Genomic DNA, 13,290 nt, shown 5'->3' with positions numbered 1-13,290 from the left:
CATGAGTCAAGTGGAGTGGGATATGGATTCTGATGTAGAAGAGAAGCCGTTTAATGGGAAATACATGCGGCGTATGCTTCAATATCTTATCCCTTATCGCAAATTAATGACGTGGGTCATTATTATRGTGCTTATTAATATGTTATTAAGCTTATCCGAACCAATTATTCTTGCGTACATCATCGATAAAGGCATAAACCAAAAAGATTATTCGGTTATCCATGTATTGGGTGCTATTCTGCTGGGCGTTAAGCTAATAGGCTGGTTGTTTAGCTATATGCATACCAGATGGATCAATTTTACAGGCCAACGTATTTTGTTTGATCTTCGTCAGCAATTATTTAATCATTTGCAAACCTTGTCCTTTCGTTTTTTTGATGGACGTCCCGCTGGTAAAATTATGTCCAGAATTACGAATGATACAAATGCAATTGGCGAGCTAATCAACGGCGGTTTGATAACGATGGTGATGGAGGTTACGCATTTACTTGGCATCGTCATCATTTTAATCTGGATGGATTGGCAGCTTGCTTTGCTCTCATTTATTATGATGCCGCTGCTCTATTTCATCGTTGCAAAGCTCCGTCCAAAAATTGAAGGCTCATGGTCGCGTTCACGCTCAACGATGTCATCGATTAACGGTAATGTGAACGAAACGATACAGGGCATTCGTGTCATTCAAGCCTTCTCACGCCAGCGGACAAATAATGAGCGATTTGAAGGCATAAATACCCGCAACAAAGGCGCATTTATGCGTGCAATTACGTTGGAATCGACTGTATATCCACTAGTTGAAATGATCGGAATGCTGGGCACCTGTATAGTAGTTTGGTTCGGAGCCACGAAGGTCATTGAAGGCGCGCTTACGCTTGGCTTTATTATGGCGTTCATTAATTATTTATGGCGCTTCTGGGGGCCGCTGAGCGCCTTATCCAAGGTTTATAGCCAGCTGTTGTCAGCTATGGCTTCTGCCGAGCGTATATTTGAAGTGTTGGATACCGATCCAGAGGTGAAAAATAGCAAGCATGCTTTAGAACTGCCGCAGGTTCGCGGTGAGGTTGAGTTTGATAATGTTTCGTTTCGATATGAGGAAAATAAACCTGATGTGCTTCATAACGTTTCATTTCTCGTTAAGCCCGGGCAAAGAGTAGCTTTAGTCGGGCCAACCGGCGCTGGAAAAAGCACGATTGTTAATCTCTTGATGCGCTTCTACGATGCTACTGACGGTACCGTGCGAATTGACGGGATGGACGTTAAGCAGGCAACGCTCGAATCTCTACGCAAGCAAATGGGAATCGTGCTTCAGGATTCATTTATTTTTGCGGGTACGGTAGAAGAGAACTTGCGTTATGGCAACGACCATGCAACAGAGGAAGAGCTGCTTAGAGCAGCCGAGAGCGTAAGGCTAGACCGCGTTGTAAGCAAATTGTCAGATGGGTATCAAACGCAGCTGGAGGAGAGAGGCTCAAAACTCTCGGTAGGCCAAAGGCAATTGCTCGCTTTCGGCCGTGTGTTGCTATCAGATCCCGGCATACTCATATTAGACGAGGCTACATCCAGTGTTGACATGGAAACAGAGCAGCATATTCAAGAGGCTTTGCACACGCTGCTAGCAGGAAGAACGGCGTTTATTATCGCGCACAGACTATCCACCATTAAGGATGCTGATCTTATTCTCGTCATTGAGAACGGAAGAGTAGCCGAGCAGGGGTCACATTCGGAGCTGATGAAGAAAGGCGGCATCTACTCCAATCTTGTTCTGACACAGCTGTCTATGCAGGAATCTGTTATTTTGCAAACCAGTTCTTAATGGCATTAAATAAAAGAAGAGGGCAAGTCAGGCTTACGCAAAAAATGCGCTAGCTTGACTCGTCCTCTTTTTTTGTGCGATCGATTGCTTGTGCCATCGTTTTATCTGTTAAATGCGCATAAATTTGTGTCGTTTCCGGCGAAGCATGCCCAAGCTGCTCTTGAGTTTTGTAGATGTCGTTTCGCAGATAGTAGTCCGTGGCGAAGCTATGTCTAAGCTTATGTACAGATAAGTACGGTTTTCCAAAGCGTTTGGCATATTTCAGGACCATTTCTTGAATTGCTCGCTTCGTCATGCGCGAACCCTCATTTTTTCCATTAGCAACAGCCAGAAACAAAGCTTTTTCTCTTTTTGGCGCCTTGTAACGGAGTTCCCTAAGAGTCAAATAAGCTTGCAGATCCTCAACTGCCTCTTGGCGAAAATATACAGGAGTTTTAAACGTATCGTCATTTTTACCTTTGCGATACACATAGGAAAGCTTCTTCTTGAGATCGATATCATCGACGTTCAAATTGACGAGTTCAGATACACGCAAGCCTGAATGTAGAATAAAGCTAATGATACATGCATCTCTTATCATATTAAGTTCGTATGCGTAAAGTGCCTGCTTGTTTTTGGCAACATCCGTCCCATAATGCTGTTTAATATAAGCCATAAATTCGGAAATTTCCTCTTCTTGAAGCAGCTTGCCCTCAAGCTTTGCGGCTGTATCCTTCGGCTTATGCGTACGTTTAATCGTAACCTTTGCCATAACATTCCGTTTGAGCAGGGGATAAAACTCCTCATCCTCTGCAATTTGACTTAAATAATGAAATAACGAGCGGAGGGAGGAAAGCTTGCGTGAGATCGTCGTTTTACTGTTTCGCTCCACTTTATGAGTTGATAAATACATACGGAAGCCATCTATACTGTCCATATGCAGCTTTTCCAGTTCAATCAAAGCTACATCTCTAATATTTGCTGCTTCAGAAAGGCCTTCTGCCATTAACCAGTTAAGAAAGGTTTCATAGTCTCTCATATATTCGACAAGCGATGAAGGAGATAAATCCGGAAGTTTGTAATTAATAAATTTTTCAATATACCAAGGCATCATAGGAAGTTTCTTGTCGAGCTCTTCACGATCTTTTTGTTTAATAATATTGATGGCGAGTCACTCCTAAAATTAATGGTGCGAATAATTAATGGCGTTTAATAAACATAATAATAATTATGTTAACAAATTATAATAATAATCAGATGAATAGTTATATTGTAACAATTAGAGTAAGGGGGTACAACGTCATAAAAGGGTAATAGGCAAAAAAAGAAGGATCTGCTCAGAGACTTTTTCTCATTATGACCCTCATACGTTGAATATGGTGCTTGGATGTATAAGAATTTATTTAATGGTCACTCTAAAAAAAAACAAAATAATATCTCATTTATTTTATTTTTTATTTTTGAAACCCATTAATAAACAGCCCGTATACCTTTTTATAACTTCATCGTGCTTCATTCCAAAGGGGAGTAGCTGCTACAGTAAAGTCGTCATTACGAGAATCTAACGATCTCCGGCTTTATTGGCAACTTAACGTTGTTAGCGAGACCTTTGCCACTAGTCGGCAAAGGTCTATTTTTTGGGTGTAAGCACAAGTTAAATTTACTTAAGCAGAGTCGAAAGGGAGGAATCTTGTATGGATTTTGGTTTGTTAATGGAATATGGATGGGTTCTGCTCATCCTCATTGCAATTGAAGGTTTGCTCGCAGCAGACAATGCACTTGTGCTGGCTATCATGGTCAAACATCTGCCGGAGAAAGAACGGAAGAAAGCATTGTTTTACGGCTTAGCAGGGGCATTTGTTTTCAGATTTGCTTCGTTATTCGCTATTTCCTTTCTGGTTGGAGTGTGGCAAGTCCAGGCAATTGGCGCATTGTACCTATTATTCATTGCGCTAAACCATATTTTCCGAAAAGTCATTTTCAAGAAGCATGTCGATAATGCAACAGAAGACAAAAAAGAAACCAAAAAAGCGAGTGGTTTCTGGTTTACCGTATTAAAGGTAGAAGTTGCAGATATCGCATTTGCAGTAGATTCCATCTTGGCAGCAGTTGCGCTTGCAATGGCGCTTCCAACGACCAATTTGCCGAAAATAGGCGGAATGGATGGCGGTCACTTTGCAGTTATCTTTATCGGTGGTTTCATCGGTCTAATCATTATGCGTTTCGCTGCTTCAGCTTTCGTGAAGCTGCTAGAGCGTAAGCCTGGACTTGAAGTTGCTGCATTCGTTATCGTAGGTTGGGTAGGCGTCAAGCTGGCTGTTGTCACATTGTCTCACCCTAAACTGGGGATCATTCCAGAATCATTCTCCCATTCAGCAGCTTGGAAAATTACCTTCTATGTAGTCCTTGTCTTGATCGCGGTTATAGGTTGGTTCCTATCGAGCGACAAAGAGGAATCCAATGACGGTAAGGTAGCTACAAATAACAACTAATCTATTTTCAATATAAATCAGAAAAAAACTGTTGAGGAAACTCAACAGTTTTTTTCTTTTTATTAGCTTATAAATGTTCCGAATTCCTCTATATCACGTCACATTAAACCGTTAAGATTGTTTCAGTATATGATTCAGATTTTTGCGATGTTGTAAATTAGTAAATATATGCAATTCTGCAAATTCGGTTACAATTCCATTTTAACTGTGCTAAACTCAAACGAGTCTGTAGAAGAGTTGCCAATCTTCTTCCAAATTGCGGACAATTTGTATGTACGCTATAGAAAAAGGAGGTTCATTCTTAAATGATGAACACTAAATTCATACAACATAGTATGGCGCTTATTATTATATTTATGCTGGCATTTTCGGTTCCGCTCGAAGCTGCTCATGCTGCTCCGCCTGCTACATTAAAGGTAGGAAGCTCAGGACCCGATGTTCCGGATTTGCAATATCGGTTAAAAACGCTAGGTTATTTTAATAAAGACGTAACGGCTTATTTTGGCACAACAACGTTAGAGTCACTCAAACGTTTTCAGAAGGATTATGGTGTGGCTTCCGACGGTGTCGCAGGCGCACAGACCTGGAAAACACTTAAGAGTGTATCCGTGAATCAAGGAGAGCTTGATTTGCTGGCAAGAATTATTTATGCAGAAGCACGTGGCGAATCCTATAAAGGACAGGTTGCAGTTGGAGCTGTCGTTATGAATCGATTGGCATCGTCCAGTTTCCCAGATACAGTTAGAGGCGTTATTGAACAGCCGCGAGCATTTACGGCAGTTGATGATGGACAATATAATCTTACTCCAAACAAACTTGCCTATCAAGCAGCACAGGAAGCTGTCAAAGGTTATGATCCAACAGGTGGAGCTCTTTATTATTTTAATCCAGAAACAGCTACCTCTGAATGGATTTGGTCACGCAAGCAAACCGGAAAAATTGGACGTCATATATTTGCAGTATAAACAAAAGATTCTTATCGACAAGGTAACTTGCGATAAGAATCTTTTTGTATCTATCATATTTGCCAGCGAGATGTTTTCAAAAAGTTATGCAATCATGTTACAATAAGAAAGATAGTATCATACTTTTTTAAACATTCTGGAGGTGCCAACATTGAAAGTTGAAATTTGGTCGGATTATGTATGTCCGTTTTGTTATATAGGAAAAAGGAAGTTCGAACTCGCGCTTGCAAGATTTGCGCATAAAGACAAGATCGAAATCGTATTCCGCAGTTTTGAGCTAGATCCTAGTGCTGATCCTAATTCAAATATAAGCACATACAGCATGCTTGCAACGAAGTATGGAATGAGCGTGGAGAAAGCAAAGGAAACAACGGCTAACGTAGCAGAACAAGCTGCAGCTGTAGGAATCACTTTTCATTTTGAAGGAACAGTTTCTACAAATACGTTTGACTCACATCGTCTCGTTCACTTTGCTGCTGAGCAGGGCAAGGAAAAGGAACTTTCCGAGAGATTGTTTAAAGCTTACTTCACAGATGGCGTAAATATCGGCAATCGCGAGCGCCTTGTTGAAATCGCTGCTGAAGTTGGGCTTGATACTGCCGCAGCAGCTGTAATGCTTGAGTCTAACCAATTCGCTGACAATGTCCGTGGAGAAGAAGAGGAAGGCAGCAAGCTCGGCATTCGAGGTGTTCCTTTTTATGTAGTTGATCGTAAATATGCTGTTTCCGGCGCACAATCGCCTGAAGTGTTTTTGGACACATTAAATAAAGCGTGGGAAGAAAAACATCCAACCTTTATTCAAGTGAATGAAGGGGACGCTGATGTTACATGTACGGATGGTTATTGTGTTCCTGATCCATCAAAGTCGTAACAGCTTACGAAGGGCGGACATTTCATGGAGGAAACAACTCTAAGGAGCAACTGTCAAATTGAGCGAATTGGTAAAATTATCGAGTTGTCTCGCATGTCTGCTTTTATTTTAATAAATGAAAAAAGTATTGAAGTGCCATTAACGAAAGTCGCTGAGGGTGTAATCCTCGGCGACTTTGTTGTCTGGACAGGCAGCAGCTGGAATCGTAAAACGATCTTATGAAAAAACGTATTTGTCGGATTAGCTTTCACAACTTATAATAGATAACGGTATAAAAGTCAGACGTTCGTTAAGAAGCGACGACATGCAAATACTTAGGGGGTTTTAAACGTGACAAATGAACAACAACGTCTTCTTGTGTTCGCAGGCTCTTATGCAGAAGCAGAGGAGAATGGCGTGTACGTGTATGCATTCGATGAGCAATCGGGTACATTAACGTTGACGGACGCGGTTGCTGATTTTAAAAATCCGACGTTTCTCAATGTAGATGCAGACCGCAAGCTATTGTATACGATCTCCGAAACCGTGAATCAATCAGGTCTTAAGGTTGGAGAGGCTGCGGCATTTGCCATTGATACCAAGGAGGGCTCATTACGGCTCATAAACCGTAAAGAGACGGTTGCTTCGACGACCTGTCATATTCAGCGTGATGCGAATAGCCGTTATTTGACGGTTACTAGCTATCATGGCGGCATGATTGGACTATTTGGCATCACAGAAGAGGGCGCTATCGATCAAGAGCTTGATGTGAAACAACATGTTGGAAGCAGTCAGCATCCAGAACGCCAGGATCGTCCGCATCCGCATTCCTCGTTCTACAGCCCTGACGGTCGATACCTGTTCGTTTCTGATTTGGGACTGGATCGAATTGTCACTTATCGCTTGGATGATGCTGATCATAAGCTTATTCACCATGCCGAAATTTCTTTGCATCCGGGAGCAGGGCCGCGTCATCTGTCGTTCCATCCGAATGGTAAGTTCGTCTATGTCATTAATGAGGTGGATTCAACAATTACATCGTTTACATACGATAAAGAAACCGGCCAGTTGACGACTTTAGCAACCGTTAGCACTCTTCCGTCGGATTTTGAAGGTGAAAACTCTTGTGCTGAAATTACAGTATCTTCAGACGGCAAATATGTATATGGTTCCAATCGCGGTCATGACAGCATTGTTGTTTTCGCAATCGATGAACAAACGGGTGCTTTGTCGCTTGTACAGCACATTTCGGTTGAAGGCGGACATCCACGTCATTTTGCACTGACGCCAAACGGCAATTATTTACTTGCTGCAAACCGAGACACAAACAATATCGTTACATTCAAAGTTAATAAATCAAGTGGACAATTGGCCTTCACTGGGAATAGCGTATCGTTATCTAAGCCAGTTTGTGTAATCCCTGTTTATTTAACGATGTAAATAATTAATGACGTAAGCATAGAGAGAAAAGGGGAATACAGAAGCGTGGCAACTAGCGAAGAAGAAAAACCGAAATTAAAGGCGACCAAAATTTTCAAATGTAAAAATCCGGACTGCAAGGCATGGGTTAGAGATGAGTTTGCTGCAACGGAGCAAACCTGTCCGATCTGCAAAGGACCAATGCTCAGAAGCATGAGGCATTTGCCAGCCGTTCAGAATAAGCCGAAACCTCAGCCACGTAAGCCGAAATCGGACTACTAAAATGTTTATTCAAAAAAATCCCAATCCTCTCATAAGAGCTGGATCGGGATTTTTTTATTGCACAGTGGAATCGTTCGACTAAAAATATGGTAGGATAGACATACAAACAATGACAGGATGGTACCCTATATGCTGTTTTATTTTGTCGCATTATTTACGGCAGCCGTAATTGTCATCTTAAATAATCGCAGGAGCGAATCGAATCGCTGGGCTGCTTTATTTTTGTTCAGCGCTTCAATTGGCGGACTCTCAGAAGTTTTAATAGACCATGGGTTATTCATGATAACTGATCTACTGCAATTTCTTAATTATACATTCACGCCTTATGCTGTTTTCGTATTCTGCCTACTTTATGCGTCTGTTCTAGACCATAACCGAATGAGAAAAAAACTGAAATTTTATCTTTCCATTCCGATTTTTTTGATGGCTTTATTTGTTATGATTTCTTCTGATGTGCAATGGTTTTTTAACCTTTTGCTGCTATGGAGCGCACCTTATTATATAATTTCCTGTTATTTATTAGTCGCATCCTTTTGGAAAGAGCGTGATGCAAGGATAAAGCGAAGCCGCTTTATCACCACAATCATAATGGTTCCAACACTGCTTGCTGTTCTAATCTTCATATATGTGGCAAAGGTGATTACGCCGGATTTTGAATTTTTTAATTATATTTCAGTCTTTATGATTTATTCGTTGTCGGTCGCGCTGTTAAGTACCTTCATGTATGGTGTTCTTGGTGTTAAACTCCGCTTTGAGCATGATCCAATGGAAAGTACGATGCGAGCAGTTAGCACTGGAACTACGATGCTTAATCATACGATAAAAAATGAAATTGGAAAAATAGCCATCAGTACGGAAAATTTAAGAAATCTGCTACCTGAATCGAAYGAGCAATCTATGCAGCATATGCAGATCATAACGAATGCATCCAATCATATGCTTGAGATGATCAGCCGTATTCATAGTCAAATAAAGGACATTACCTTGAAAGAGCAGCCGGTTCAGCTCGATCAGCTCATCGAAAAAGTTCTTTTTCAGCATGAGGGTCTGATGCAAAATAAAGGAATTTCGTTAACCGCGAAGTATGAGTTGCGTCCTGTCATCCAATGTGATCCCATTCATATAAGCGAGGCATTTGGTAACCTGCTCATGAATGCAAGTGATGCAATGCCAAATGGGGGAGCTATTGAAGTGAGGCTTGCAGCGTATAAGAATGGGGCGGAGCTTTCTGTGCAGGATAGTGGCATGGGCATCCCGGAGGAGAAGTTAAGCCAGGTGTTTGATCCCTTCTATAGCAGTGGGAAAAGTGGACGGAATTTCGGACTCGGCTTATCTTATGTTTATAATGTTATGCAAAAGAGCGGTGCAAAGGTCATTCTGACCAGCCAAGAAGGTGTAGGAACACGTGCAGCCTTAATATGGCCGCGAAAAAAGATTTTAAAATGAGTAGAGAAGGAGGGAGCAACCTTGAGTCATATCAAAGTGTTTATCGTTGAGGATGACACGGATTGGATTAAAGCGCTCACTACTTTTTTGAATAAAGAGTCTGATTTGCTTGTTGTAGGAACGGCAACTAATTCTACCGATGCGATAAATCTTGCACAAACGCTTACGTTTGATGTTGTACTAATGGATATTCAGCTGGAAGGCAGCAGGCTTGACGGCATTCATACAGCAATTCTTATGCATGAGCATTCTCCCGCTAAGATTATCATGTTAACGTCATTAAATGATGAGCAGACGATGACTCAGGCCTTTACAGCCGGTGCTGTACAGTATTTGGAGAAGACACGCTTCCAAGAGCTACCGCAAACGATTCGTAACGCATATCATCATTCTGCTCCTATGGAGGCTTTACTTAACGAGCTGACTCGGCTAAAGCGCGAGGAGCAGCTTAAGGAATTAACAGGCGCAGAACGTGAAGTATTCGAGCTTATTGAAGCCGGCTACACGCAATCGCAAATTGAGAAGAAGCTCTACAAGGCAGAGAGCACGCTCAAAAATCAGGTCAATAAAATGCTCAAGAAGCTTGGCGTGCGCAGCAGCAAAGAAGCTGTGGAAAAAGTGAAGCGAAGAGGGATTTTCCAGCGGGATGAGAAGGAATAACCTATTTTACATAGCTAGAAGGCAAAGGGGTACTACATAACGTAGTACCCCTTTGTTTGTCGTTCTATGAAAGATGGAACTGCCGTTACTATACAGCTTACGGTTAAAATAAAACGAGAGAGGGAGCGATTTAACATGGAAGCAATAACCTCACACAACGACGAAGCTGCTGTGCTGCTCATTGATGGAAAATGCATGTTATGTAATAAAATTACTCACTTTGTCGTGAAGAGAGATAAAAAGAAATATTTTCGATTTGCTGCGCTTCAGTCGCCTGTTGGCCAGCAGTTGCTTAAGGATGGAAATTTGCCTATAGATGATCTTGATACGTTTGTAATAGTGCAGTCGAATCAGTACTATACCAAATCCGAAGCGGCGCTTCGAGTATTTCGCAAGCTTGACGGCTGGTGGAAGTTGTTGTATTGGTTTCGCTTCGTACCGCTTGCTTGGAGAAACTATGTATATCATTTTATTGCGCGAAATCGCTATCGTTGGTTTGAGAAACATGAAATGTGCATCATCCCGACACCAGAGTTATTAGAGAGATTTTTGGACGATGGAATAGGAGGAGCATGAGTGAATAGAAAACCGATTTACGTCGAGCTTGAAATTCGTGCAACACAGGATGAGCTGTGGGCGCATACTCAAATCCCACAGCTGCATGAGCAATGGGATCTCCGATTCTCGAAAATTCAATATTTTCCAAAAAACAGTGAATCCGACATCCAGAAATTCCAGTATGAAGCGAGAATTGGCTTTGGTCTAAACATTAGAGGCACAGGAGAAACGAGCAGCACAATTTTCAAAGATGGAAATGAAAGAGTATCAACGTTAACTTTTGCTTCAGAGCAGCCAATCTCGCTTATACGAATCGGAGGCGGTTATTGGAAGTACAAGGATCTTGGAGACAAACAGTCCTTTATAACATTATTTAATTATCAGACTCGTTTCGGTATTGCAGGACGAATTTTGGATCGCTTTTTATTCCGACCCCTATTTGGCTGGGCTACCGCTTGGAGCTTCGATCGATTGCGAATATGGCTTGAGGAACGTATTCCTCCTTCTGTTGTTGCAGAGAGAGCTTTGCTTCATTATTTGAGCGTCTGCTTCATCGTTCTGCTCTGGTGTTATGAAGGCCTTGTGCCTAAGCTCTTGTTCCCAGAAACGGGAGAGTTGACAATGATGAGGCAGGTGGGTTGGTTTAAAGGAATGGAGCTGCAAATGGTTCAATTGATCGGTATTGGAGAAATGGGACTTGGTGTGCTAATCGCTTGTTTCCATAGGAGAAAATGGATTTATATTATTCACGTATTGGCACTTATTTCATTGACAATGCCAGCTCTTCTATTCTATTCAGAATTGCTGAAGTCGCCTTTTAATCCAATTACGCTTACGATGCCAATGATTGGTTTAGGCTTAACAGCCTATTTAAGCAGACGTCACTTGCCGCAAGCGAGCCGCTGTAAAAGACAATTTAAATAAACAGATTAGAAAAGGGGAAATCACGATGCGTTCTATATATGAACAAGCGTTAGGAGCTGATTTTCAAAAGCTCCATCCTCGCATACAGAAGCGTTTTGGCTTTTGCAGTCAAGATCGTACCGCGTCCATCGGACATGGAGTCATGCAGCTTATATGGTACAACAAACTTGCTGCACTGCCATTGTTTATTGGAACGCTCCGCCACATCATGTTTCCCCAAGGCGGCGTAAACATTCCATTTTCAATAGAAAATTATGCATATGTAGATGCATTCGGACGTGAAACCGTCACGTKGATTCGCAAATTCAAGTTTCCAAGGACGATCCGCCATTTTGACGCAACGATGGTGTATAGCGGAGAAAGAGAGATTATCGTTGATTATTTAGGAAATAAGCAGCATTTAGCAGTCGATTTGGATGTTGCGGTTTCCACAAAGGGTGGAATTCGAATCATTTCGGGTGAGCAGCGTTTCTATGAAGGGTGGCTTCAATTTCGATTTCCTCGTTTGTTTACTGGCAGAGCAGAAGTGAATGAGTGGTATGACGATGAGGAGCGCTGCTACAAAATATCAGTGGACGTTCGGAACCCTATCCTTGGGCAAATTTTCCGTTATGAAGGCTCTTTCCAAGCTTCATTCGTGAATAGCGGGCATGAGGCGATTCCGATTGGAATTCGGCCATTGCGTGAAGAAAAGAGGGAATAAACGGCTACTGCTGTTTATTCCTTTTTGTCACTTTCGTGTTTGGCGTTGTATAATAGAAGCTGACACGATAAGCAGGTCCAAGCTAACGAGGTAAATGCAGCTGGATCCATGGGAAACGGAGTACTAGACTAATGAAAAAATTTAAAAAGTTTTATATAGAGACGACAAGTATTTGCAACTTATCATGCAGCTTCTGTCCGCCCACATTGCGAGCGAAAGGTTTCATTAAAGTGGAGGATTTCAAAAAAACACTGGATCAGATCAAGCCGCATACGGATTATATTTATTTTCATGTAAAAGGCGAGCCAATGCTGCATCCTAAAATGGACGAGCTTCTTGATATTAGCCATGAGAAGGGCTTCAAAGTAAATATTACGTCCAATGGCACACTTATTACGAAAAACAAGGAAAAGCTACTGAACAAGCCAGCCTTGCGTCAAATCAACTTCTCGCTGCACAGCTTTGACGGTCATGCCGGTTCTACGAATAAAGAAGGTTACCTTGCTGAAATCTTAGCCTTCGTAAAAGAAGCGGTCGCAAGCAGCAATATTATTATTTCGTTTCGGCTATGGAACTTAGATATGGACAATGAAACGAATCAGCAGAAAAACAAAAACCGAGAGCTCCTGGGCATGATTGAGAAGGCATTTAATCTCGATTATAAAATTGAAGAAAAATTCATACCCGGCTCAGGTGTCAAAATAGCGGAGCGCATTTACCTAAACCAAGATCCTGAGTTCAAATGGCCGGATTTAAAAGAGCCGGAGTATAATGGGAAAGGCTTCTGCCATGCCTTAAGGAATCAAGCTGGCATTCTCATCGACGGAACAGTCATCCCTTGCTGCTTGGACGGAGAGGGCGTCATTAATTTAGGAAACATTCATGATACTCATTTCTCGGAAATTATTGAGAATGAGCGATCAACTAATCTCTATGATGGTTTCTCAAGACGGGAAGCTGTCGAGGAGCTGTGCAGGAAATGCGGCTATCGCCAACGTTTTGGGTGATTACTAGGATTATGCTAGTAGGTCAACAAGGCAATTTGTAATGACAAAATAACTATAGTAACGATTATTAATGAAATAAGTTATGTGAATTATAGGTATTGCGTTGGAATTGTTGAGTGGGGTCGTTTTGTGTTATGATTTATTCCGTGCTGTTCTTTGTCGTCTTTCTATCAATCAGAGAGTTAGGAGATTCAA

The 13,290-nt window shown here is 41.7% G+C and carries 14 protein-coding genes; 13 read left to right on the top strand and 1 reads right to left on the bottom strand.

Features of this window, described 5'->3' with window-relative positions; translation table 11 throughout:
- Position 1: 1 nt before the first annotated feature.
- Complete coding sequence (locus AB4Z50_RS22405; protein WP_441882356.1) at positions 2 to 1,810, top strand: ABC transporter ATP-binding protein; 1,809 nt, start codon at positions 2 to 4, stop codon at positions 1,808 to 1,810.
- A 49-nt stretch (positions 1,811 to 1,859) separates the two neighbouring features.
- Here the strand turns inward: AB4Z50_RS22405 and xerS are convergent, their stop codons facing one another.
- Positions 1,860 to 2,954, bottom strand: coding sequence for a tyrosine recombinase XerS (gene xerS, locus AB4Z50_RS22400; RefSeq protein WP_441882546.1), 1,095 nt, complete (start codon positions 2,952 to 2,954; stop codon positions 1,860 to 1,862).
- Between the two features lie 529 nt (positions 2,955 to 3,483).
- Here xerS and AB4Z50_RS22395 point away from each other — a divergent pair.
- From AB4Z50_RS22395 to AB4Z50_RS22340, 12 genes are all read left to right on the top strand, one after another.
- Positions 3,484 to 4,281 (top strand): TerC family protein, encoded by a 798-nt coding sequence (locus AB4Z50_RS22395; protein WP_076265871.1) that lies wholly within the window; start codon positions 3,484 to 3,486, stop codon positions 4,279 to 4,281.
- A 308-nt stretch (positions 4,282 to 4,589) separates the two neighbouring features.
- Entirely contained in the window at positions 4,590 to 5,246 is a 657-nt protein-coding gene (gene sleB / locus AB4Z50_RS22390) for a spore cortex-lytic enzyme (RefSeq protein WP_441882544.1), read from the top strand.
- A 151-nt stretch (positions 5,247 to 5,397) separates the two neighbouring features.
- Entirely contained in the window at positions 5,398 to 6,117 is a 720-nt protein-coding gene (locus AB4Z50_RS22385; RefSeq protein ID WP_441882352.1) for a DsbA family oxidoreductase, read from the top strand.
- A 24-nt stretch (positions 6,118 to 6,141) separates the two neighbouring features.
- The gene (locus AB4Z50_RS22380; protein WP_441882349.1) at positions 6,142 to 6,339 is read left to right on the top strand and encodes a hypothetical protein; all 198 of its coding nucleotides are present in this window, start codon (positions 6,142 to 6,144) and stop codon (positions 6,337 to 6,339) included.
- 108 nt (positions 6,340 to 6,447) lie between these two features.
- The gene (locus tag AB4Z50_RS22375) at positions 6,448 to 7,536 is read left to right on the top strand and encodes a lactonase family protein (RefSeq protein WP_441882346.1); all 1,089 of its coding nucleotides are present in this window, start codon (positions 6,448 to 6,450) and stop codon (positions 7,534 to 7,536) included.
- 45 nt (positions 7,537 to 7,581) lie between these two features.
- Positions 7,582 to 7,797 carry a cold-inducible protein YdjO-related protein gene (locus AB4Z50_RS22370; RefSeq protein ID WP_076265875.1) on the top strand — a complete coding sequence of 72 codons (216 nt, stop codon included), beginning with the start codon at positions 7,582 to 7,584 and terminating at the stop codon, positions 7,795 to 7,797.
- Between the two features lie 129 nt (positions 7,798 to 7,926).
- Positions 7,927 to 9,243, top strand: coding sequence for an ATP-binding protein (locus AB4Z50_RS22365; protein WP_441882343.1), 1,317 nt, complete (start codon positions 7,927 to 7,929; stop codon positions 9,241 to 9,243).
- A gap of 21 nt (positions 9,244 to 9,264) precedes the next feature.
- Positions 9,265 to 9,903 (top strand): response regulator transcription factor, encoded by a 639-nt coding sequence (locus tag AB4Z50_RS22360; protein ID WP_076265877.1) that lies wholly within the window; start codon positions 9,265 to 9,267, stop codon positions 9,901 to 9,903.
- A gap of 135 nt (positions 9,904 to 10,038) precedes the next feature.
- The gene (locus AB4Z50_RS22355; protein WP_441882340.1) at positions 10,039 to 10,479 is read left to right on the top strand and encodes a thiol-disulfide oxidoreductase DCC family protein; all 441 of its coding nucleotides are present in this window, start codon (positions 10,039 to 10,041) and stop codon (positions 10,477 to 10,479) included.
- Complete coding sequence (locus tag AB4Z50_RS22350; RefSeq protein WP_441882337.1) at positions 10,480 to 11,385, top strand: DoxX-like family protein; 906 nt, start codon at positions 10,480 to 10,482, stop codon at positions 11,383 to 11,385.
- Between the two features lie 25 nt (positions 11,386 to 11,410).
- Positions 11,411 to 12,088, top strand: a complete 678-nt coding sequence (locus AB4Z50_RS22345; protein WP_441882334.1) for a DUF4166 domain-containing protein — start codon at positions 11,411 to 11,413, stop codon at positions 12,086 to 12,088.
- 131 nt (positions 12,089 to 12,219) lie between these two features.
- Positions 12,220 to 13,095 (top strand): radical SAM/SPASM domain-containing protein, encoded by an 876-nt coding sequence (locus AB4Z50_RS22340; RefSeq protein ID WP_441882331.1) that lies wholly within the window; start codon positions 12,220 to 12,222, stop codon positions 13,093 to 13,095.
- Positions 13,096 to 13,290: the final 195 nt, after the last annotated feature.

Source organism: Paenibacillus sp. 2TAB26, from assembly GCF_052115145.1.
Classification (GTDB): domain Bacteria; phylum Bacillota; class Bacilli; order Paenibacillales; family Paenibacillaceae; genus Pristimantibacillus.
This window is presented reverse-complemented; position numbering and strand designations above follow the sequence as displayed.

Bases quoted from the DNA above. Each gene is read 5' to 3' on its own strand.
- AB4Z50_RS22395 (WP_076265871.1), top strand. From the start codon at position 3,484: ATGGATTTTGGTTTGTTAATGGAATATGGATGGGTTCTGCTCATCCTC.
- sleB (WP_441882544.1), top strand. From the start codon at position 4,590: ATGAACACTAAATTCATACAACATAGTATGGCGCTTATTATTATATTT.
- AB4Z50_RS22380 (WP_441882349.1), top strand. From the start codon at position 6,142: ATGGAGGAAACAACTCTAAGGAGCAACTGTCAAATTGAGCGAATTGGT.
- AB4Z50_RS22355 (WP_441882340.1), top strand. From the start codon at position 10,039: ATGGAAGCAATAACCTCACACAACGACGAAGCTGCTGTGCTGCTCATT.
- AB4Z50_RS22340 (WP_441882331.1), top strand. From the start codon at position 12,220: ATGAAAAAATTTAAAAAGTTTTATATAGAGACGACAAGTATTTGCAAC.